Raw genomic sequence first — 20,165 nt, forward strand, 5'->3', positions numbered from 1 at the left:
GGAGCGCTGCATGTAAGCGCTCCCAGGCAGGGTGTCAAGCAGATCTCGCATCGGCGCCGAAGCTTCTCGCAAGAAGCCGTTCCGCCCTGCCCCGCAGCGCGATCTCCTGCGGATCGGAGAAGCCGGAAAGCAGCCCCTGGCAGGCCTCGCCCCCCTCCGCGGCGGCGCGGCCGACAAGCGCCTCGCTGACCAGCGCCAGGCATCCCTGGCTGCGAGTCGCCTCCTCCAGCCGGGCGGCGACATTGACAACATCGCCCAGGACGGCGAACTCGAACTGCCGCTCGCTGCCGACATCGCCCAGGACCACGGGACCGTAATGGGCGCCCACCGCCAGCCGCAGGACCGGCTTGCCGGCTGCGGCGCGCCTGCCGTTCCAGGCCGCCATCGCGGCCTGCAGGTCCACCACGCAGCTCAGGGCGGCGACGGCATCGCGGGCGCCGGCGCGCGGGGTGCCGAAGGTGATCATGGCACCGTCGCCGAGGAACTTGTTGAGCGTGCCCCCGTGCTGGAACACCACGTCCTCCAGGATCCGGTGCAGCTGCTGCAGCAGCGCGAACATCTCGTCGGGCGGCAGCCGCTCTGCCAGCCGGGTGAAACCGACCAGGTCGACGAAGAGCACGGCCGCGGGCTGGTCGCTGCGGACGGCGAAGGGTTCGTGGCTGTCCACCAGTTCGGCGACGAGGTTCGGCGGGAAATAGCGTTCCAGGTTGCTGCGCGCCCGCACTGCCTCGGACCGGCGCACGGCATAGGCGCGGGAGCGCCGCGCCACCTCGGTCGCCGCCAGGGTGAGCAGCAGCAGGATGACCACCCGCTGCAGCTCCACGCCGATATCGACGAATCCGGGATCGCCCATCGCCGACAGGATGTCGGCATTGCTGAACTGCGTGCTGCTGCCGCCGATCCGGCCGACATCCGTCCGCACGCCCGGCTGGGCAAGGATAAGCAGGATCGTCGCCGTCCAGGCGGCGACGGTTGCCAGCCCGGTGAACAGCACGAGTCGCGGCGACAGGCTGAAGGCCGCCATCACGATGATCAGGACCAGGAAGCCGGCCGCGTTGAAGCGCAGCACGACCGGCACAGGCAGCGGATCGGCGAACAGCGGATTCGGCACCGCCACGGCAATGCAGATGATCACCGCGTCGGCGAGCGCGAAGAGGTAGGAATGCCAGGGCCGCCCGGCCGGACCGCAGCGCAGGCGATAGTTCGCATAGCCCAGCGCGCAGATCAGCAGGAGGATCGGCAGGTAGAAGAGGCTCTGCGGCCAGGGCACCAGGACCAGGACCAGGGCCATCGCTGCCGGCAGCACGATCAGCCGCAGGCGTAGCCCCAGCCGGATGCCGTCCAGTTCCTCGCTCGCGAAGCCGGTCGGGTCAGCGGCCATGGTGGTGCATGGCGGGATATCGGGACAGGAATGGTGTGCGGGGTAACGTCAGGCCCGCAGGTCCGGCAGGACGCGGCGCCTGTTTCCCCGGCCCCCCTTCGCTCCCGGGAAAGTTCTCCGGTGGGCTTCGGACGACACGCCGTCGCCCAAGATCCTGTTCCGGGTGGCATGCCACCCGAAGCCCGCCGGGACAATTCTTGAGGGGCGAAGGGTGGTGGGCGGTGACGGGTTCGAACCGCCGACCCTCTCGGTGTAAACGAGATGCTCTACCAGCTGAGCTAACCGCCCGTGGCAAGCCACTCCGCCTCCGCCCCGCCGGCCGGAACCGGTGCCGTCCGCCGGCAGCGCCGGGCGACGGGACGAAGTGCGGATAGGCTTTTGCCGGGCACCGTGCAGGGCGGTCAGGCCGGCACACGGTACTGGCTGCGTGGCGACGCCGCGGCGTCGCCGTGGATCAGTTTACGGAGTCCTTCAGGCCCTTGCCGGCCTTGAACTTCGGCTGCTTGGAGGCGGGAATCTTGATTGCCTCGCCGGTGCGCGGATTGCGGCCCTCGCTGGCGGCCCGCTCGGTCACGTGGAACGTGCCGAAGCCGACCAGCCGAACCTCGTCGCCGGCCTTGAGTGCCGCGGTGATCGCGTCAAAGACCGCATCGGTCGCGCGGGTCGCGTCGGCCTTCGACAGGCTGGCGGCATCGGCCACCTTGGCAATCAGATCGTTCTTGTTCACGGATTCAGTCCCCTGAATTGAAGTTGCTGTGCATGCGACCGGCCGCGCCGTCACGTCGGACAGGTCACGGTACCGGCTTCCAAGCGGCGGGCAGCCCCCCGACCGCATCGGACGAATTCGCCAGAATCCCACCTGTTCGGCTCGTCACTGCAGCGGTTCCGCCTGTCGATCCGGAAAGTGCAGGATGATTCAGTGCCAAGAAGGCCTGCTTATCGTTATGCATCCCGTCTTTCCGATCCAACGCCTCAGCGCCTTCGGCCGTCGACCCGGTCGGAACGATGGCCCGGTCGGGAAGATGGCCTGTGACGCGTGGCGGGTGGCCCGTCCCTGCGGAAGGCACTCTAGCGAAAGGCCTCGCCCCCCGCAAAGAAAAAGGCCGCAGTTCTGCGGCCTTTTCCCCTTGTCAAAGCGATGGCGATGCGTCCGCCGCACCGGCGGCGGCGGCCCTCAATGGGTGATCATCGCGTCCATGTCGCCGTCATCCTCATGGGCCTTCGGCGCGACCTTTTCCTCGTCCTCCTCGTCCCACTGAATCGGGGTCAGGGGGGCGGTCAGGGCGTTGCGCAGGACCTCGTCGCAGGTCGAAACCGGGATGATCTCCAGTCCCCGCTTCACATTGTCCGGGATCTCCGGCAGGTCCTTTTCATTGTCCTTCGGGATCAGCACCGTCTTGATGCCGCCGCGATGCGCGGCCAGCAGCTTCTCCTTCAGGCCGCCGATCGGCAGCACCCGCCCGCGCAGGGTGACCTCGCCGGTCATGGCGATGTCCTTGCGGACCGGGATCTGCGTCAGGACAGATACGATCGAGGTCACCATGGCCACGCCGGCCGAGGGGCCGTCCTTCGGGGTCGCCCCTTCCGGCACGTGGATATGGATGTCCTTCTTGTCGAAGGTCGGCGGACGCACGCCGAACTGCACCGCGTTGGCGCGGACATAGGACTTCGCCGCCTGAACCGATTCCTGCATGACGTCGCCGAGCTTGCCGGTGATCGTCATCCGGCCCTTGCCCGGCAGCATCACCGCCTCGATCGAGAGCAGCTCGCCGCCGACCTCGGTCCAGGCCAGGCCGGTGGTGACGCCGATCAGGTCGTCGGCCTCCGCCTCGCCGAAGCGGTACTTCCGCACGCCGGCATATTTCTCAAGGGTCTTGCGGGTGACCTTGATCGACTTGGTCTCGCCCGACAGGATCGCCTTGATCGCCTTGCGGGCCAGGTTGGCCAGCTCGCGCTCCAGGTTGCGGACACCGGCCTCCCGCGTGTGATAGCGGATCAGGTCGCGCAGGGCGTCGTCGGAGATCGACCACTCGTCCTTTTTCAGCCCGTTCGCCTTGATCTGCTTGGGCAGCAGGTGGCGCTTGGCGATCTCGACCTTCTCGTCCTCGGTGTAGCCGGCGAGCCGGATGATCTCCATGCGGTCCATCAGCGGCTGCGGCATGCGCAGCGTGTTGGCCGTGCAGATGAACATCACGTCCGACAGGTCGTAGTCGACCTCCAGGTAGTGGTCGTTGAAGGTCGCGTTCTGCTCCGGATCCAGCACCTCCAGCAGGGCCGACGACGGATCGCCGCGGAAATCGGCACCCAGCTTGTCGATCTCGTCCAGCAGGAACAGCGGGTTGACCGACTTCGCCTTCTTCATCGACTGGATGACCTTGCCGGGCATCGAGCCGATATAGGTGCGCCGGTGGCCGCGGATCTCCGCCTCGTCGCGGACGCCGCCCAGGCTCATGCGGATGAAGTTGCGGCCGGTGGCACGCGCGATCGACTGGCCCAGGCTGGTCTTGCCGACACCGGGCGGTCCGACCAGGCAGAGGATCGGCCCCTTGACCTTGTTCAGCCGCTGCTGGACCGCAAGGTACTCCAGGATCCGCTCCTTGACCTTCTCCAGCCCGTAATGGTCGTCGTTCAGGATCTTCTCGGCGTTGTTCAGATCCTTCTTCACCCGCGAGCGCTTGCCCCACGGGATCGAGATCATCCAGTCCAGATAGTTTCGGACGACGGTGGCCTCTGCGGACATCGGCGACATGTTGCGCAGCTTCTTCAGCTCCGCCTGCGCCTTCTCGCGGGCCTCCTTGGACAACTTGGTCTTCTTGATCTTCTCCTCGAGCTCGGCCAGTTCGTCGCGGCCGTCCTCGCCCTCGCCCAGCTCCTTCTGAATGGCCTTCATCTGCTCATTCAGATAGTACTCGCGCTGGGTCTTCTCCATCTGCCGCTTCACGCGGCTGCGGATCCGCTTCTCGACCTGCAGGACGCCGATCTCGGCCTCCATCATGCCGTAGATCTTCTCCAGACGGTCGGCGACGCTCTCGATCTCCAGCAGCTCCTGCTTCTCGGCGATCTTGATCGTCAGGTGCGAGGCGACGGTGTCGGCCAGCTTCGAGGGATCCTCGATCTGGTTCAGGGAGACCAGCACCTCCGGCGGGATCTTGCGGTTGAGCTTCACGTACTGCTCGAACTGCGAAATCACGGACCGGCACAATGCCTCCAGCTCGCGGGCATCGCCGTCGCGGTCCTCGATCGTCTCCGCCTCCGCCTGGAAGAAGGCGTCGGTCTCCGTGTACTTCAGCAGCTTCGCCCGGCGGCCGCCCTCGACCAGCACCTTCACGGTGCCGTCCGGCAGCTTCAGGAGCTGCAGGACCGACGCGACGGTGCCGACATCGTGGATGTCGTCCGGCCCGGGATCGTCCTGCGATGCCTGCTTCTGCGCGACGAGCAGGATCTGCTTGTCGTCCTTCATCACGTCTTCCAGTGCCCGCACCGATTTCTCGCGCCCAACGAACAGCGGCACGATCATGTGGGGGAAGACGACGATGTCTCGCAGCGGCAGGACCGGGAAGACGTGCTTCTGAGGGGTGTCCAGCATGTGCTCTCTCCAATCGCCGCGTGGCGCCCAGTACGATCCGGCGGCCCTTCGGCCCCGCAGGAATGGCAGGGGCCCGACGCGCAAACCCTCTGCCCGGTCCCTGTCGCATGGCCGCATGCGCGGCAATCGAACGACATGAACCTGACTGTGGGGCCATACCTTGCGGCCCGACGGATCTCGGTGGAACGGCACGCCAGCGGCTGACACTGACGTTTGGCGGCCCGTGAGGCACCGCTCTGTCCAGTCAAATGGCGCGCCGAACCTACGGCTTCAAGGCATCGGGCCGGGATTGGCCCCGCAGACGCCTAAATATTGACCATCAGGAATGCGTGACCGCAAGACCTCGTCGGCTCTGGCGCCTGGCCGGCCGACGGGGCCTGCGGCCCGGCATCCTATGCGGAGGTGCCGACATCCTCCCGCTTGCGATCGGCATAGATCAGCAGCGGCTTGGCATTGCCTTCGACGACCTCCGCGGAGATCACCACCTCCTCGACGCCGTCATGGGTCGGCAGGTCGAACATCGGGTCGAGCAGGATCGCCTCCAGGATCGAGCGCAGGCCGCGCGCGCCGGTCTTGCGGGCGATGGCCTTCTTGGCGATCGCGCGCAGTGCATCCTCGGAGAAGGTCAGGGTGACATCCTCCAGCTCGAACATGCGCTGGTATTGCTTCACCAGGGCGTTCTTCGGCTTGGAGAGGATCTCGATCAGGGCCTCCTCGTCGAGATCCGCGAGGGTGGCCACGACCGGCAGGCGGCCGATGAACTCCGGGATCAGGCCGAACTTCAGCAGGTCCTCCGGCTCCACCTCGGCCAGGATCTCGCCGGTCTGCCGGTCGTCCTGGGCCTGCACGTCGGCATTGAAGCCGATCGAGGTGCCGCGGCCGCGCTGGCTGATGATCTTGTCCAGCCCGGCGAAGGCGCCGCCGCAGATGAACAGGATGTTGGTGGTGTCGACCTGCAGGAACTCCTGCTGCGGATGCTTGCGGCCGCCCTGCGGCGGCACGCTGGCCACCGTGCCTTCCATAATCTTCAGCAGCGCCTGCTGCACGCCTTCGCCCGACACGTCGCGGGTGATCGAGGGGTTGTCGGACTTGCGGCTGATCTTGTCGACCTCGTCGATATAGACGATGCCGCGCTGCGCGCGCTCGACATTGTAGTCGGCGGACTGCAACAGCTTCAGGATGATGTTCTCGACATCCTCGCCGACATAGCCGGCCTCGGTCAGGGTCGTGGCGTCCGCCATGGTGAACGGCACTTCCAGGATCCGCGCCAGGGTCTGGGCCAGAAGCGTCTTGCCGCAGCCGGTCGGGCCGATCAGCAGGATGTTCGACTTCGCCAGCTCGACATCGTTGTTCTTCGCGCCGTGGTTGATGCGCTTGTAGTGGTTGTGGACGGCCACCGACAGGACCCGCTTCGCATGCTTCTGGCCGATCACGTAATCGTCCAGAACGTCGCAAATCTCGCGCGGGGTCGGGACCCCGTCCCGGGTCTTCACAAGCGTGCTCTTGTGCTCCTCACGGATGATGTCCATGCAGAGTTCGACACACTCGTCGCAGATGAACACGGTCGGTCCCGCGATGAGTTTGCGCACCTCGTGCTGGCTCTTGCCGCAGAAGGAGCAGTAGAGCGTATTCTTGGAATCGCCGCCGCTGATCTTCGTCATGAAAACTCCGTCACTCCATGCCGTCCCGCCGCGTCCGGCGGTCCGTCCATGACCGAGATGTGGCACGTCGGGTCATCTTAGACAACCTGACCCGCGTGCAACAGCCGATCCCGGCCCCAATGTCTCGCGCCCGGCAGGGCCGCCCAAAGCGGAGGCAGCCTGCCTCAAGTTCAGCCTTTCGATCGCCGCCGCGGTCCCGATCAGGCAGGGCCCGGAACCAGGGGCGAAACCCTGCCCTGCCGCTGCCGGGACCGCAATCCGGCGCCGCGTCGGCGTCGCAGGCCGGAACGCAGGTCGATGCGGCGTTCCGCTCCGGCCTGCTTCATTTGCAAGACGCGTTCCGGGCGTTGCCGGCCCGCAGGCTCTGAACCTGCCCGCTCCGGCGGGGTCCCGTGAATGATGGTGCCGGTGCGGCGCGCCGCCAAGACTGTCCGGACGGATAGGATCAGTCCTTCCCGTCCTTGCTGTCCTGTCCGGCCTTCTCTTCCACTACCTCGCGGCTGGTTACCACATCGTCAATGAGGCCGAAGTCCTTCGCCGTGCTGGGCAGCATGAAGGTGTCGCGATCCATCACCTTCTCGACTTCCTCGACGGTCCTGCCGGTATGCTTGGCATAGATCTCGTTCAGCCGCGCACGGATCTCCAGGATCTCGCGGGCATGGATCTCGATATCCGCCGCCTGGCCCTGGAAGCCGCCGGAGGGCTGGTGAACCATGATCCGTGCATTCGGCAGCGCGAATCGCTTGTTCTTCGCGCCGGCGGTCAGCAGCAGCGACCCCATCGATGCGGCCTGGCCGAGGCACAGTGTGGCGACCTCGGGACGGATGTACTGCATCGTGTCGTAGATCGACAGGCCGGAGGTGACGACACCGCCCGGGCTGTTGATGTACATCGCGATGTCCTTCTTCGGGTTCTCCGCCTCCAGGAACAGGAGCTGGGCGGTGATCAGGGTGGCCATCTCGTCGTTGACCATCCCGGTTACGAACACGATCCGCTCCTTCAGCAGGCGCGAATAGATGTCGTAGGACCGCTCGCCGCGGTTGGTCTGCTCCACCACCATGGGGATCAGATAGCTGGTGGCGGTCTGTACCGGATCTCTCATCTCGGATGTCCTCGGGCTTGATCGGCTGGTCCGGCCGGGGGACCTGGCCAGGATCCCGGTCGGTCGAAGGTTGCGGGCGCGGGCCGGTGGGATCGGGAAGCTGGCGGCCGATCCCTTTCCCACCGTCGCGGCCGGCGGCACTGCGACGGTCCTGCGGCGGGGCTGGGCAGCCGCCTGCGCGGCCGCTCCCGGCCCCTGCCGCCGGGCTACGCTGCCGGCCGGTCAGGCCTCCTTGTGGCCTGCATGGTCGTGGCTGTGGTCATGGTCGTGATCATGGTCGTGGTCATGATGGTGGTGATCATGATCGTGGTGGTGATGGTCGTGGCCGTCCTCTTCGTCCTCCGCCTCGGCCAGCGCCATGAATTCCTGCGCGGGAAGCGACTTCTCGTTCACCTTGGCCATCTCGAGCACGAAGTCGACGACCTTGTCCTCGTATATGGGGGCGCGGAGCCGCTGCATCATCTCCGGGTTCTGCTGATAGAACTGCAGCACCTGCTGCTCCTGGCCCGGATAGCGCCGCGCCTCGTCCAGCAGCGCCCGCTGCAGTTCGTCCTGCTGCACCTGGATGTTGTTGAAGCGGCCGACTTCGGCAAGCACCAGTCCCAGCCGGACGCGGCGCTCGGCAATGGCGCGGTACTCGTCCTTCAGCTCATCCTCGCCCTTGCCGGTCTTCTCCTTCTCGGCTTCCAGCGCCGCCTCGTCGGGGGCGACCTGGCCCCAGATCTGGTCGAATTCGCCCTGCAGCATGCCGGCCGGGACGGCAAAATCGTAGCGTTCGGCCAGGGCGTCCAGCAGCTTGCGCTTCACCATGAAACGCGAGGCCCTGTCGAACTCGCCCTGCATCTGCTGGCGCACCATGTCGCGCAACTCGTCCAGGCTCTGCAGTCCGAGCTTCTGGGCAAAATCGTCGTTCAGCTCGACCGCTTCCGGCGCCCGGATCTCCTTCACCGTCACCTCGAAGACGGCCTCCTTGCCGGCCAGTTCGGCATTGCCGTAGTCCTCGGGGAAGGTGACCGTGACGTCGCGCTTCTCGCCTTCCGCGGCGCCGGTCAACTGCTCCTCGAAGCCCGGAATGAAGGTGCCGGAGCCGATCTCTAGGGCGTAGTCCTCCGCCGCGCCACCCTCGAAGGCGGTGCCGTCGACCCGGCCGACGAAATCGATGAGCAGGGAATCGCCGTTCTGGGCGGGTCGTGCCTCCTCGATCCGGGCGAAGTTCTTCTGCTGCTCGGCGATCGCCTTGAGCTGCTCCTCGACCTTCTCGTCCTCCGGGCCGGAGGTCGCGCGCTCCAGCTCGATGGTCGAGAAATCGCCGAGTTCGAACTCCGGCATCACCTCGAAATTGACGGAGCAGACGAGGTCCTTGCCCTCCTCCGGCTCGCCGAAATCGACATCCGGCTCGGTGGCGGGGCGCAGGTTGTTGTCCGCCATGCACTTCTGCATGGCCTCGTTCACCGTCTCGCTGACGACCTCGCCGAAGGCGGCCTTGCCGTACTGCTTGCGCAGGAGCTTCACCGGTGCCTTGCCGGGGCGGAAGCCCGGCATGCGGACCTGCTTGCTGAGGTCCTTCAGCTTCTCGTCGACCTTCGCGTCCAGCTCCGAGGCCGGCACGTTGATCTTGATTTCCCGGCGCAGGCCTTCCGGTGCGCTCACATTGATATCCATTCCTTGTCGCCCTCTCTCAGCGCATCGGCTTCAGCTCTCGTGCGATCGCAAGGGCCCGGCCGGGGCGACGCCGCGTCGCCCGCCGCAGCTGCACGCGGCAGGCCGCGCCTCGGCGGCCCCGCGACAGGACGGGCTGGTGCGGGCGAAGGGACTTGAACCCCCACGGCATTGCTGCCACCAGGACCTAAACCTGGCGCGTCTACCAGTTCCGCCACGCCCGCATCGGTGTCGGGAGCGCCCGGGCCTGTACAGTCTGCAACAGACGGTCCGGAGCCCAGGCCTCCTGCGAGCCGGTCCGCCGCATCTGCGGATCCGGCCGCTGCCGCTCCGGCGGACGGTCCCGGCAAGGCAGAACACACCCGTTTCGGAAGGCAATCAGGCCTTGCGATCGAAAATAGCCCGCGTCTATAGCACGGCTGTCGGAAACACAAAAAGCCGAATGCGCAAGCCGTTCAGCTGCGGCCAAGCCGCCGCACGCTGCCAAGTGCGGTCACCGTGCCATCGGTACGGTAGGCCTCGTGGTTCTCGTCGATCTCGTCCAGCTTGTAGCGGTAGTTGACCATCAGTCCCGCGGCTTCGCGCAGGCCTTTCGCGGAGCGGTCCCCCAGCCAGTTCAGCCGCTCGATCCGCGCCCCGTTCGACAGGTGGAAATGTCCGACCCGGTCGGCGGCCCGGCGGCCGCGCCGGGCGGTCAGCAGATAGCCGGCGCAGAGCCGCATGAGGATCGGCTCCAGCACCTCCCGTACCGCCCCGTCCTCCGGCCAGTCGGGGCGCTGCAGAAGCCCGGCGAGCACCGCCGCCGGCGCGGTTTCCACCTGCCCGGAGGCAAAGGGCGCCAGCGCCCGGCGCTCCGTCTCCAGCAGCAGTTCGTCGCCCTTCTCCGCCAGTTCCCTGTCCAGCCAGCGACGGAAGTCGGGAATCGGCGACAGGGTGGAAAAGGTCTTCAGGTTCGGCAGGTCGCGGCGAAGCTCCTCCACCACCCGCTTGATCAGGAAGTTGCCGAAGCTGACCCCACGCAGGCCCTTCTGGCAGTTGGAGATCGAATAGAAGATCGCGGTGTCCGCCTCGCGCGGGTCCAGCGGCGGCGCTTCCCGCTCCAGCAGTTCCTGGACATCGCCGGCAATGCCGTCGACCAGGGCGATCTCGACGAAGATCAGCGGCTCGTCCGGCATGCGCGGATGGAAGAAGGCATAGCAGCGCCGGTCGGAATCCAGGCGGCTCTTCAAATCGTCCCAGGACTCGATGCGGTGCACGGCCTCATAGGCGATCAGCTTCTCCAGGAGCGCTGCCGGCGCCTGCCAGGTGATCCGCGTCAGGTCCAGGAAGCCGACGTCGAACCAGCCCACCAGGATCTCGCGGATATCGTCGTCGACCGGCTGGAAGACCGCGGCGTCGGCTTCCGGCAGGCTGTCGCGCAATGCCAGAAGGTCGGCCCGCATATCGACCAGAAATTTAACACCCTGGTCCAATATATTGAATTGCCTAAGCAAAACGATCCTTGGCGATGCCAGGGCCTGGCGCATCCGCCGTTCGCCCCGATGGCGCTCAAGCTCGTCCGTGGCGGCCTGCCAGGCAGCGACCGCTTCTTCCAGGGCGCCCGGCGCGGGCCCGTATTCCGTGGCCAGCAGCCGGAAGAACCGCTCCCGCCCGGTGGCGGACAGGGTCAGGTAGGCGCGGCCGAGTTCCGCCGCGCGCAGCCGCGCCGCCACTTCCCCGCCCCGCCCGGCCAGGCAATCGTCGATCTGCCGCCGCAGACGCTCCAGATCGTCATCGGGAAGGTCCGGCCGCAGGTGACCGGCCAGGCGCAGCCGTGCCGTTCCCGTCGCTTCGCGCCAGGCGCGGCCCAGCCGGGTCACGGTCCGGTCCAGGAGGGTCGCCTCGCGGGCGCGCGGCGCGCCGGGGCGACGTTCGGGCAGGCGCGTCTTGGCGCCATGTGCCTCGGCCACAGGCTTGTCGGGCAGGCGGGGTTCGGGCAGCGCAGCGGGCGCGGTGGCGGCTGTCGACGTATCGGTGCGGTCGGTCATCGGCTCTGTCATCACGGGTATTTGAGGCTCGGATGGGGGCTCTGCAACCATGGACGGACCCCGGTTCTCACAGCTGGTGCCAGGCTGCCGGGACCGCGGCGGCAAGGTCCTCCGCACTCGCCCCTGCCCCGGCCAGGGTTCCCGCAGCGCCGTGCAGCCAGGTGCCGGCGGCGGCGGCGGCAAGGGCCGGCATGCCGGCGGCCAGTAGGCCGCCGATGATGCCAGCCAGGACGTCGCCGGCACCGGCCGTGGCGAGGGCCGGCGGTGCGTTGGCGTTCACCAGACAGGGCCCGTCGGGTGCGGCGATGGTCGTGTCGGCGCCCTTCAGTAGCACCACCGCACCGCTGCGGGCCGCGGCGGCGGCCACGCGCGCCGTCTTGGGGCCGGCGGCCGGATCGGCCAGGTCGGGGAACAGCCGCTTGAATTCGCCGTCATGCGGAGTCAGGACGCAGGCGCGGTGCAGCGCGCCGAACAGCACATCGGGGTCGTCGCGGAAGCTGCTCAGGGCATCGGCATCCAGCACGCAGGCCCTGCCGCGTCCCAGGGCGGCGAGGACGGCCTGCCGGGTGTCCGCCCCGACCCCGTTGCCGGGGCCCAGCAGAACCGCGTTGCGGCGCTCGTCCTGCAGCAGGTCGTCGAAGGCAGCCGCATTCTCTGCCGCGGCCAGCATCACCGCGGTCAGCTGGCAGGCGGCGGTCCGGATCGCCGCCGCGTCGGCGGCCAGGGTCACGAGGCCGGCACCGGCATGCAGGGCCGCCGTCGCGGCGAGCCGCGCCGCACCGGTCGCCGCCGCCCCGCCCGCGCGGACCAGCAGATGGCCGCGGCTGTACTTGTGGCCGGCGGCCTGTGGCAGCGGCAGGACCCGCTGCCACAGCGCCGGGTGGTTGCGGGCATAGCCCGGCGCGATCGCGTCCAGGACGCCTTCGGGGATGCCGATGTCGACCAGCGCCAACCGCCCGCAGAGCGCGCGGCCGGGCAGCAGCAGGTGGCCCGGCTTCAGGCGGAAGAAGGTGACGGTGGCGGTGGCCGGCAGGCAGGTGCCGCGGATCCGCCCGCTATTGCCGTCCAGGCCGCTGGGCACGTCCACGGCGATCGACGGCAGGCCGGCGGCGGCCACGCCGCCCAGGGCCGCGGCGGCCGGTCCCTCAAGGTCGCGCGCCAGGCCGGCGCCGAACAGCGCATCGATCACCAGCGCCGTGCCGGCGGGTGGTGCATCCGTCAGCGGCGCCACCGGCGCATCCCAGCGACGCCAGGCCGTCAGCGCGTCGCCGGCCAGACGCGCCGGATCGCCGAGCGCCTGGACCGTCACCGGCCAGCCGCGTCGGCGCAGCATGTCGGCGGCCACATAGCCATCGCCGCCATTGTTGCCGGGGCCGCAGAGGATGGTCACCGGCCGGGGCGAGAACATCTCCGTCGTCACCCGCACGATACCGGCGGCCGCCGCCTGCATCAGGGTGAAGCCGGGGGTCCCGCCGGCGATGGCCTGCCGGTCGGCCTCGCCCATCTCCGCCGTGCTCAGCAGGGCGAGGTCGCGCCAGGCCGCCGCCGCGATGCCATGGCCGGTCATCCTGCCCGCCTCCGTGGCTGCTTGCCGGCGCGGCTGCTCAGCCCGCCGGCAGCAGCGGCCGGCGGTCGTGCCAGGGGCGCGCCTGCTCGAAGGCCCGTGCGGCCCGCAGCACCAGTGCATCGGCATGCATCGGGCCGACCAGCTGCAGGCCGACCGGCAGGCCGTCCGCGGTCAGGCCGCAGGGCATCGTCGCCGCAGGCTGCTGGGTCAGGTTGAAGGGATAGGAGAAGGGGGTCCAACCCAGCCAATTACGGTCCTCCCGGCCGTCCGGATCCAGCCGGCCCAGGGGAAAGGCCGGCACCGCAAGGCTGGGGGTCGCCAGCAGGTCGTAGTCCTGGTGCAGGCGGTTCATCGTCAGGCCCAGCGCGGCACGGGCGTTCTGGGCATCCAGGATCTGCTCCACGGTGATGTCCAGCGAATCCTCGAAGCAGTGCCGCAGGCCGGGGTCCAGCTTCTCCCGCTGTGCCGGGGTCAGGTTGCGCAGCAGGTTGCGCGCGCCCATCAGCCAGTGGGTCCAGAACGTCTCCGCCGGATCGGCAAAAGGCGGGTCGATCCGCTCCACCTGCGCGCCCTGCTCGCGCAGCCCGTCCAGTGCCGCTTCCGTCAGTGCCGCGACTTCCGGATGCAGGTCGGCATGGCCGAGATCGGGCGACCAGGCGATCCGCAGGCCGGCGATGCCCGCCTCCAGCCCGTCGCAATAGTCCGCGCCGGACGGGGGCAGCGCATACCAGTCGCGCCAGTCGGGTTCCGCCAGGACGGTCAGCATCAGCCCCGCGTCGGTCACGCTGCGGGTCATCGGCCCGACATGGGCGACTGTGGAGAACGGGCTGGCCGGCCAGGCCGGCACCCGGCCGAAGGAGGGTTTCAGGCCGAAGATGCCGCAGAACGCGGCGGGGATCCGGATTGAGCCGCCGCCGTCGGTGCCGAGCGCCAGCGGGCCGATGCCGGCCGCCACCTGCGCCGCGGCACCGCCGGAGGAGCCGCCCGGCGTCCGCTCCGGATTCCAGGGGTTCCGGGTGAAGCCGGTTAGCGGACTGTCGTCGAGCCCCTTCCAGCCATATTCCGGCGTGGTGGTCTTGGCGAAGGGGATCGCGCCATGCTCCCGCAGCCGCGCGACGACCGGCGCGTCCTCGGTCCAGGGCTGGTCGGGATCCACCGTGTGGGAGCCCCGGCGGGTGGGCCAGCCGCGGGTCAGCAGCAGGTCCTTCACGGTGACGGGCACGCCGTCCAGGCGCCCGAGCGGCTGTCCGCTCTGCCAGCGCGCCTCCGACGCCCGCGCCGCAGCACGCGCGCCCTCGGCATCGATCAGGGTGAAGGCGTTCAGGCGGGGCTGCAGCGCCTCCGCCCGGGCGAGGACCGCCTCCATCACCTCCACCGGCGACAGGCGCCGGTCGCGGAAGCCCGCCAGCATCTCGGCGGCGGGCATGAAGCCGATATCGTCCGTCATCCTGTCTCTCCTGGTTCGGTTCTCTCCGACGGTGGCGCTTGCGTCTGCGACGGGCCGCTGTCGGGCTGCTCGGCGTGGCGGCGCGGCAGCAGGCGGAACACCGCGTCCGCCGTGGCAACCCGGCGTTCGCCGACCCGCAGTTCGCCACGTACGAAACAGACCGAACGGGTCTGCCGCGTCACCGCGGCCTGCCCTTCCACCCAGTCGCCGCGCCGGGCGGGCGCCAGGAAGTCGGTCGTCATCCGCAGGGTGACGAAGCTGCCCTCCGCCACCGTCGCCACGGCCCCGGCGAGCACGGAATCGAGGAAGGCCATCAGCATCCCGCCATGGGCGATGCCCAGCGCGTTGGTATGGCGCTCCTCCACCTGGAAGCCGCGCCGCACGGTCTCCGACGCGTCGCTCCCGCGCGCCGGCGCCTCGTAATAGGGACCGACCAGGCGGGCGAACGGGCCGCGGGTGGGCCGCTCGACAAAGCCGTCGGGAATGCCGCGCGGCGGGCTCACTGGCGCGCCCCCGTGGCAGAACCGCCCGGCGCCGTATCGGGTGCCGGCAGCGCCGGATGCAGCACCCTGTCGCCGGGCCGGATACCCCTGCGCTCCGCCTCCCCGGCCAGGATCTCCAGCACCGCGATCACCGCGCCGCGGGAGGGGATCGTGCTCTCGTCCAGCGGCTGCGCCCGCGCATGGATGCTTTCGATGCGCCCGTCGGGGGCGATGAACAGCAGGTCCAGGGAAACGAAGGTGTTGCGCATCCAGAACCTTGCCGGGCGGGCCTCCGGAAAGGGGAACAGCATGCCGGCATCGGCGTCCAGGCTGCGGCGGTGCATCAGGCCCTGGGCCTGCTCCTGCGGGGTGGCCGCGACCTCCACCACGAAGCGCTGCGCCCCGGTTTCCGCCTGCACGACGAGCTCGGACCGCTCCAGGGCCGCGGCTGGCCCGGCCTGGGCAAGCCACAGGCCGGCCAGCAGCAGGAATGCCAGCGCCCGGACGGCGTGGATCTGGACCGGGCCGGCGAACTGCGGCTTGGCGTCGGGCATCGTCAGGGTCTCCGTTGGGCCGGGCGGCCGCCGGGTGGAAGGCGCCGTGACGGTAGGTCGCTCATGGCCTCGGATGCAATGCCCGACCGGCCGCCGCACGGGGCGCGCCCTGCCCCGGCGACGGTCGGCAACGGGCCTGCCGTCAGGCCGCTGCGAGCCGGCGCACTTCCGCGCGGACATCGCCTTCGCGGGCCGGGTCGCGCAGGGTTTCGAACCAGTGCGCGGGCGGGTTCCGGCCCTGGGAGCGGCGCCATGTCACGCCCCTCAGCAGGGCCTCCGCCGCTGCCGGCAGGCGCGCCGGCACTGGCAGGTCGTTCAGGACCGCCCAGACGCCCGCCCAGCAGCGCGCGACGGACCAGGGGTTGTAGCCGCCGCCGCCCAGCACCAGGATGCGCGGCGCCAGCGGTCGCAGCCGGCGCACCACCTCCCAATGCGCGTTGTTGGACAGCATCTGCTTGCTCAGCGGGTCGTCGGCCAGTGCGTCGGCGCCGCATTGCAGGACGATCGCCTGCGGGGCGAAACCCTCCAGCAGCGGCTGGATGGCCGCGTCGAACAGGAAGCGCATCTCGCTGTCGTTCATGCCCGCCGGGACGGCGTAGTTCCGGATCATGCCACAGGGCGACCGCGGCTCGGTTCCGGTGAACGGCCAGCGGTCGCGTTCATGCACGGAGAGGTAGAGAAGCCGCGGATCGCCCCGGAAGGCGATTTCGACGCCATCGCCGTGATGGGCGTCGATGTCGACATAGGCGACCCGCTCCAGGCCGCCGTCCAGAAGCGCGAGCATCGCCAGCACCGGGTCGTTGAAGAAGCAGAAGCCCGAGGCACGGTCGCGCAGGGCATGGTGGGTGCCGCCGGCCAGGCTGTGGACGATACCGCCGTCCCGCAGCAGGCCGGCGGCCAGGATGCTGGCGCCGCAGGCGGTCGCCGGGCGGCGGAACATCTCGCCATAGATCGGGTTGCCGGCGCGGCCGATATTGTAGCGCACCCGCACCGCTTCCGGTGCCCGGCCCGACGCCTCTGCCGCCTGCACCGCCGCGACATAGTCGGGATCGTGGAAGCGGGCGAGCTGCGCCGGGCTGGCCCGGGGGCTGTCGACATAGGCGTCGTCCGGCAGCCAGTCCAGAAGCCGCAGCAGGTCGATGGTCAGGGAAACGCGCGGGATTGCCAGAGGGTGGCGGGTACCGTCGTTCTGCGGCCGGTCGCCTGTGCCGCCGCCGTAGATCGAGGCACGGTAGATCTCGCTGCCGATCAGCAGCGGACGGATCCGGGGATCGGGGCCATCGCCCTTCTCCGGGCGGTCCAGCGACACGGCCACGCGCTCCTCGCGCACGCCGCCGCCCCCGCCGTTTTCACGCCACACGGTTTTCACGCCATACGGTCGCGGGCCGGCTCAGGCTGAAACGCGCACCTCGGCCACCTGCAGGCCCTTCGGCCCCTGGCCGACCCGGATCTCGATTTCCTGGCCCGGCTGCAGGTCCCGTACGCCGGCACGGCGCAGGACTTCCATGTGCAGGAAGACGTCCTGGGGGTATTGCTGGCAGAGAACGAAGCCATAGCCGCGGATCGGGTTGAACCATTTCACCGTGGCGGACATGAACTCGCCTTCCGGCACCACCTCGGCCACCCGGCGCTGCGGCGGGCGGCCGCCGCGCATTCCCGCATCGTCGCCGCCATCGCGGAACCGCGGCGCGCGGCCATAGCCCAGGTCGGGTTGCTCGGCGCCATGCGCGGAGGGGTCGTAGCCGCCGCGGTCGCGATCGCCGAACCGGCCTTCACGCCGCGGCGGGCGACCGTTCCAGCCGCCATCGGGTCCGCCGCCATAGCCGCCGCCCGGTTCATGCCCGCCCGTACCGTGTCCGCCCACACCATGGCTTCGGGGACCGCCCGGGCCGCGCGGCCCGCCGTCACCTTCCTGTGCGGTAGATGGGTCGAGGGTGAGAATGCGGACCGCCTGTTTGCCCTTGGCGCGCTGGGCGACCTCACACTCGATGGTTGTTCCCTCGGCGACCGAATCCCGGCCGTAATCCCGCAGGCAGGTCAGGTGCAGGAAGACATCCCCGGACCCGTCATCGGGCTTGACGAACCCGAACCCCTTGACTGCATTGAACCACTTGATCTGACCCCGGACGACTTCAACACCACCATTGCCCCCGACCGGGAACTCACCTTCTTGCATCACGATGGTCCACCCAAAAAACACCCGGCGTTAATACCCTACCACAGCGCTTCAATGGCGCAATGTGTCGCGGGTGGGGCGCGACTCGGCGGGGGGCTGGCCTCAGTTGATGCGCCGGCGCGGCCGCCACTTGGTGATGCGGCGGCCGTCGAGGGTGAAGCGCACCTCGTTCTCCTTCAGCTGCAGCGCTTCGGGCTCCATGGCGTCCTGGCGCGCCCGCGCCCGTTCCATCTCCGGATCGTCGAAATGCGCGGGCGACGATGGTACCGGTGCGGTCGCGGCGGCGGCCGCCGCCTGCCCCGGCACCTGTTCCGCCGCCCGCCGTGCCGACGGGGCACCGTCGCCTTCGGTCACCGCTGCCAGGGGATCCTCCGCCGGTTGCGCCCTGTGGGTGGGCTGCGCGGTGCTGCGATGGGCGCCCAGGAACTCCACCTCGCTGCCCGGGCCCAGGCCCCAGGCCTCCACCCAGGCCGGATGGCGGGCGACTTCCTTCTGCATGTCGGAGGTGGCAAGCCGGCCGTGGCGTTCCCAGAAATCCTCCATGAAGACCGCCGCGACTGGCGGCAGCGACGGCGCCCAGGGCCGCTTCAGGCCGCTGCCCATGACCAGGGTGACGGTCGGTTCGACCGGCCCCTGCTGGGTGACCAGGAAGGTGGCGGGCATCAGCTTGCGCCCTTCGCGTTCGGCGAAACGCGCCTGCGCCAGATACAGCATCGCCCGCAGCCGCTTCGGCGGCAGCGGCCAGCCGTCGGTCACGCCGCGCTCCAGCAGCCAGAACGTCACGTCCAGTGCGGACCGCGTTGCCGGCCGCATCAGCAGGGCACGCCTTGCTGCGGTAGAATGTGCCGCCTATCTTCCACGACGCGGCGTCGCCGCCGCAGCGGAACTGCCAATCGAGGAGACGTCGCGATGGACATGAGCGGTGAGCAACTTATCGCGGCCCCGCGCGAGAAGGTGTGGGAAGCACTCAACGATCCCGACATTCTGGGCCAGTGCATCCCCGGCTGCGATAGCATTTCCAAGACCTCCGAGACCGGGTTCGAAGCGACGGTGACGGCGAAAATCGGCCCCGTTAAGGCGAAGTTCAAGGGCGCCGTCGAACTCCAGGATATCGACGCCCCGAACAGTTACAAAATCGTTGGCGAGGGCAAGGGCGGCGCCGCCGGGTTCGGCAAGGGCAGCGCCAAGGTCAGCCTCTCCGATGCCGAGGGCGGCACCCTGATGGCCTATGAGGTGAACGCCCAGGTCGGCGGCAAGCTGGCGCAGATCGGCTCGCGGCTGGTGAACTCCGCGGCGAAGAAGATGGCCGATGATTTCTTCGATCGCTTCAAGGCAGTGGTCGAGGCCGGCTCCGCCGCCCCGGCCGCATCGGACAGTTCTGGCTCGGGTGGCGGCAGCCCCGCCGGCGGAGACGATGACAGCACCGACCCGGCGCCCGCCCCTGCCGGCTCCGCGGCCGCCGAACCGAGCCGGCAGGCGGTTGGCGATGGCGGCCCGGCGGCAGCGGCCACTGCGGCGGCGATCGCGCCGGAGGCCGGCGCCACGCATGCGGCTGCGGCACCGTCGGAGCCGGCGGATCAAGGCCATGCGCATCCGCCGCCGCCGACCTCTGGCGGGGCGGCCGCTTCCGGCAGGGGGCTGTCGATCTGGGTCTGGGGCGCAGTGCTCGTCATCGTTGTCGTAGCAATCGCCTATATCGTCACTTCCAGTCACTAGGCCCGGTCGCTCGTCACGGCTGCCGGACCGGGTGCCTGGCGGCGCCTTGGGCCTTGACCGTAGCCGCTTTCCGCGGCGAGACTTCGCCAGGGTCCAAGAGGCTGCCGCACAGCCCGCCCGGTGCCGCAACTTCACCGCGACCCGACACCAGATTGAGGGAATGGCAACGCTGACCCGGGCCTGACATGGCCGGAGGGCGGCCGCCGGCCAGACGCCGGCAGGCAGAGGACGCAATCCGGAGTGGCCAGGTGCCGGCGACCCACGCCGAGCGCTTTGCGGGAAAACAGCGCTTCGCGGGCTAACCGAAGCGCATCTGAGGACTTAGGAGGGAGTGAGCATGGCAACCGTGACCATGACGGTGAACGGCGAACAGGTGACGCGCGACGTCGAGCCGCGCACCCTGCTCGTGCAATTTCTGCGCGAGGATCTTCGCCTGACCGGCACCCACGTGGGCTGCGACACCAGCCAGTGCGGCGCCTGCGTGGTGCATGTCGACGGCAAGAGCATCAAGTCCTGCACGATGCTGGCCAGCCAGGCCGACGGCAAATCCGTCACCACGATCGAGGGCCTGGCCAAGAACGGCGAACTGCATCCGATGCAGGCCGCGTTCCGCGAACATCACGGCCTGCAGTGCGGCTTCTGCACCCCGGGCATGATCATGAGCGCCCTGGACATCGTCCAGCGCCACGGCAGCAGCGTGCAGGAGAAGACCATCCGCGAAGAGCTGGAGGGTAATCTCTGCCGCTGCACCGGCTACCACAACATCGTGAAGGCGATACAGGCAGCCGCCGCCAACATGTGATCCTG

At 69.1% G+C, this 20,165-nt stretch carries 16 protein-coding genes and 2 tRNA genes; 2 read left to right on the top strand and 16 right to left on the bottom strand.

Annotated elements, in window-relative coordinates; translation table 11 throughout:
• Nucleotides 1-34 precede the first annotated feature (34 nt).
• The 16 genes from ACFOGJ_RS02110 to ACFOGJ_RS02185 form a co-directional block, all read right to left on the bottom strand.
• Nucleotides 35-1,381, bottom strand: coding sequence for an adenylate/guanylate cyclase domain-containing protein (locus tag ACFOGJ_RS02110; protein WP_379897754.1), 1,347 nt, complete (start codon nucleotides 1,379-1,381; stop codon nucleotides 35-37).
• Nucleotides 1,382-1,593: 212 nt separating this feature from the next.
• Nucleotides 1,594-1,669, bottom strand: a tRNA-Val gene (locus ACFOGJ_RS02115).
• A gap of 166 nt (nucleotides 1,670-1,835) precedes the next feature.
• Nucleotides 1,836-2,216 carry an HU family DNA-binding protein gene (locus ACFOGJ_RS02120; RefSeq protein ID WP_379897802.1) on the bottom strand — a complete coding sequence of 127 codons (381 nt, stop codon included), beginning with the start codon at nucleotides 2,214-2,216 and terminating at the stop codon, nucleotides 1,836-1,838.
• A 339-nt stretch (nucleotides 2,217-2,555) separates the two neighbouring features.
• Entirely contained in the window at nucleotides 2,556-4,967 is a 2,412-nt protein-coding gene (gene lon / locus ACFOGJ_RS02125) for an endopeptidase La (protein WP_379897755.1), read from the bottom strand.
• 392 nt (nucleotides 4,968-5,359) lie between these two features.
• Nucleotides 5,360-6,628 carry an ATP-dependent Clp protease ATP-binding subunit ClpX gene (gene clpX, locus ACFOGJ_RS02130; protein WP_379897756.1) on the bottom strand — a complete coding sequence of 423 codons (1,269 nt, stop codon included), beginning with the start codon at nucleotides 6,626-6,628 and terminating at the stop codon, nucleotides 5,360-5,362.
• A gap of 445 nt (nucleotides 6,629-7,073) precedes the next feature.
• Nucleotides 7,074-7,730, bottom strand: a complete 657-nt coding sequence (gene clpP / locus ACFOGJ_RS02135) for an ATP-dependent Clp endopeptidase proteolytic subunit ClpP (protein ID WP_379897757.1) — start codon at nucleotides 7,728-7,730, stop codon at nucleotides 7,074-7,076.
• A 222-nt stretch (nucleotides 7,731-7,952) separates the two neighbouring features.
• On the bottom strand, nucleotides 7,953-9,380 hold the full coding sequence (gene tig, locus ACFOGJ_RS02140) for a trigger factor (RefSeq protein WP_379897758.1): 1,428 nt from the start codon (nucleotides 9,378-9,380) through the stop codon (nucleotides 7,953-7,955).
• 146 nt (nucleotides 9,381-9,526) lie between these two features.
• Nucleotides 9,527-9,613: transfer RNA gene (locus tag ACFOGJ_RS02145), tRNA-Leu, on the bottom strand.
• A gap of 231 nt (nucleotides 9,614-9,844) precedes the next feature.
• A complete protein-coding gene (locus ACFOGJ_RS02150; RefSeq protein ID WP_379897759.1) occupies nucleotides 9,845-11,416 on the bottom strand; it encodes a malonyl-CoA decarboxylase in 1,572 nt (523 codons plus the stop codon).
• Nucleotides 11,417-11,483: 67 nt separating this feature from the next.
• Nucleotides 11,484-12,983, bottom strand: a complete 1,500-nt coding sequence (locus ACFOGJ_RS02155; RefSeq protein ID WP_379897760.1) for an NAD(P)H-hydrate dehydratase — start codon at nucleotides 12,981-12,983, stop codon at nucleotides 11,484-11,486.
• Nucleotides 12,984-13,020: 37 nt separating this feature from the next.
• On the bottom strand, nucleotides 13,021-14,430 hold the full coding sequence (locus ACFOGJ_RS02160) for an amidase (protein ID WP_379897761.1): 1,410 nt from the start codon (nucleotides 14,428-14,430) through the stop codon (nucleotides 13,021-13,023).
• Entirely contained in the window at nucleotides 14,427-14,933 is a 507-nt protein-coding gene (locus ACFOGJ_RS02165; protein ID WP_379897762.1) for a PaaI family thioesterase, read from the bottom strand. The genes ACFOGJ_RS02160 and ACFOGJ_RS02165 overlap by 4 nt, the downstream gene beginning before the upstream one ends.
• A complete protein-coding gene (locus tag ACFOGJ_RS02170; RefSeq protein ID WP_379897763.1) occupies nucleotides 14,930-15,466 on the bottom strand; it encodes a DUF192 domain-containing protein in 537 nt (178 codons plus the stop codon). The genes ACFOGJ_RS02165 and ACFOGJ_RS02170 overlap by 4 nt, the downstream gene beginning before the upstream one ends.
• Nucleotides 15,467-15,608: 142 nt before the next feature.
• Complete coding sequence (locus tag ACFOGJ_RS02175) at nucleotides 15,609-16,796, bottom strand: acetoin utilization protein AcuC (protein ID WP_379897764.1); 1,188 nt, start codon at nucleotides 16,794-16,796, stop codon at nucleotides 15,609-15,611.
• A gap of 60 nt (nucleotides 16,797-16,856) precedes the next feature.
• Nucleotides 16,857-17,666: a cold-shock protein gene (locus tag ACFOGJ_RS02180; RefSeq protein ID WP_379897765.1), complete on the bottom strand. Its 810-nt coding sequence runs from the start codon at nucleotides 17,664-17,666 to the stop codon at nucleotides 16,857-16,859.
• A 78-nt stretch (nucleotides 17,667-17,744) separates the two neighbouring features.
• Nucleotides 17,745-18,455, bottom strand: coding sequence for a hypothetical protein (locus tag ACFOGJ_RS02185; RefSeq protein WP_379897767.1), 711 nt, complete (start codon nucleotides 18,453-18,455; stop codon nucleotides 17,745-17,747).
• Between the two features lie 96 nt (nucleotides 18,456-18,551).
• Here ACFOGJ_RS02185 and ACFOGJ_RS02190 point away from each other — a divergent pair, with 96 nt between their 5' ends.
• Nucleotides 18,552-19,358 carry a CoxG family protein gene (locus tag ACFOGJ_RS02190; RefSeq protein ID WP_379897768.1) on the top strand — a complete coding sequence of 269 codons (807 nt, stop codon included), beginning with the start codon at nucleotides 18,552-18,554 and terminating at the stop codon, nucleotides 19,356-19,358.
• Between the two features lie 337 nt (nucleotides 19,359-19,695).
• Nucleotides 19,696-20,160, top strand: coding sequence for a (2Fe-2S)-binding protein (locus ACFOGJ_RS02195; protein ID WP_379897769.1), 465 nt, complete (start codon nucleotides 19,696-19,698; stop codon nucleotides 20,158-20,160).
• Nucleotides 20,161-20,165: the final 5 nt, after the last annotated feature.

The sequence above is a fragment of the Marinibaculum pumilum genome (genome assembly GCF_042646425.1).
Lineage (GTDB): Bacteria > Pseudomonadota > Alphaproteobacteria > Ferrovibrionales > Ferrovibrionaceae > Marinibaculum > Marinibaculum pumilum.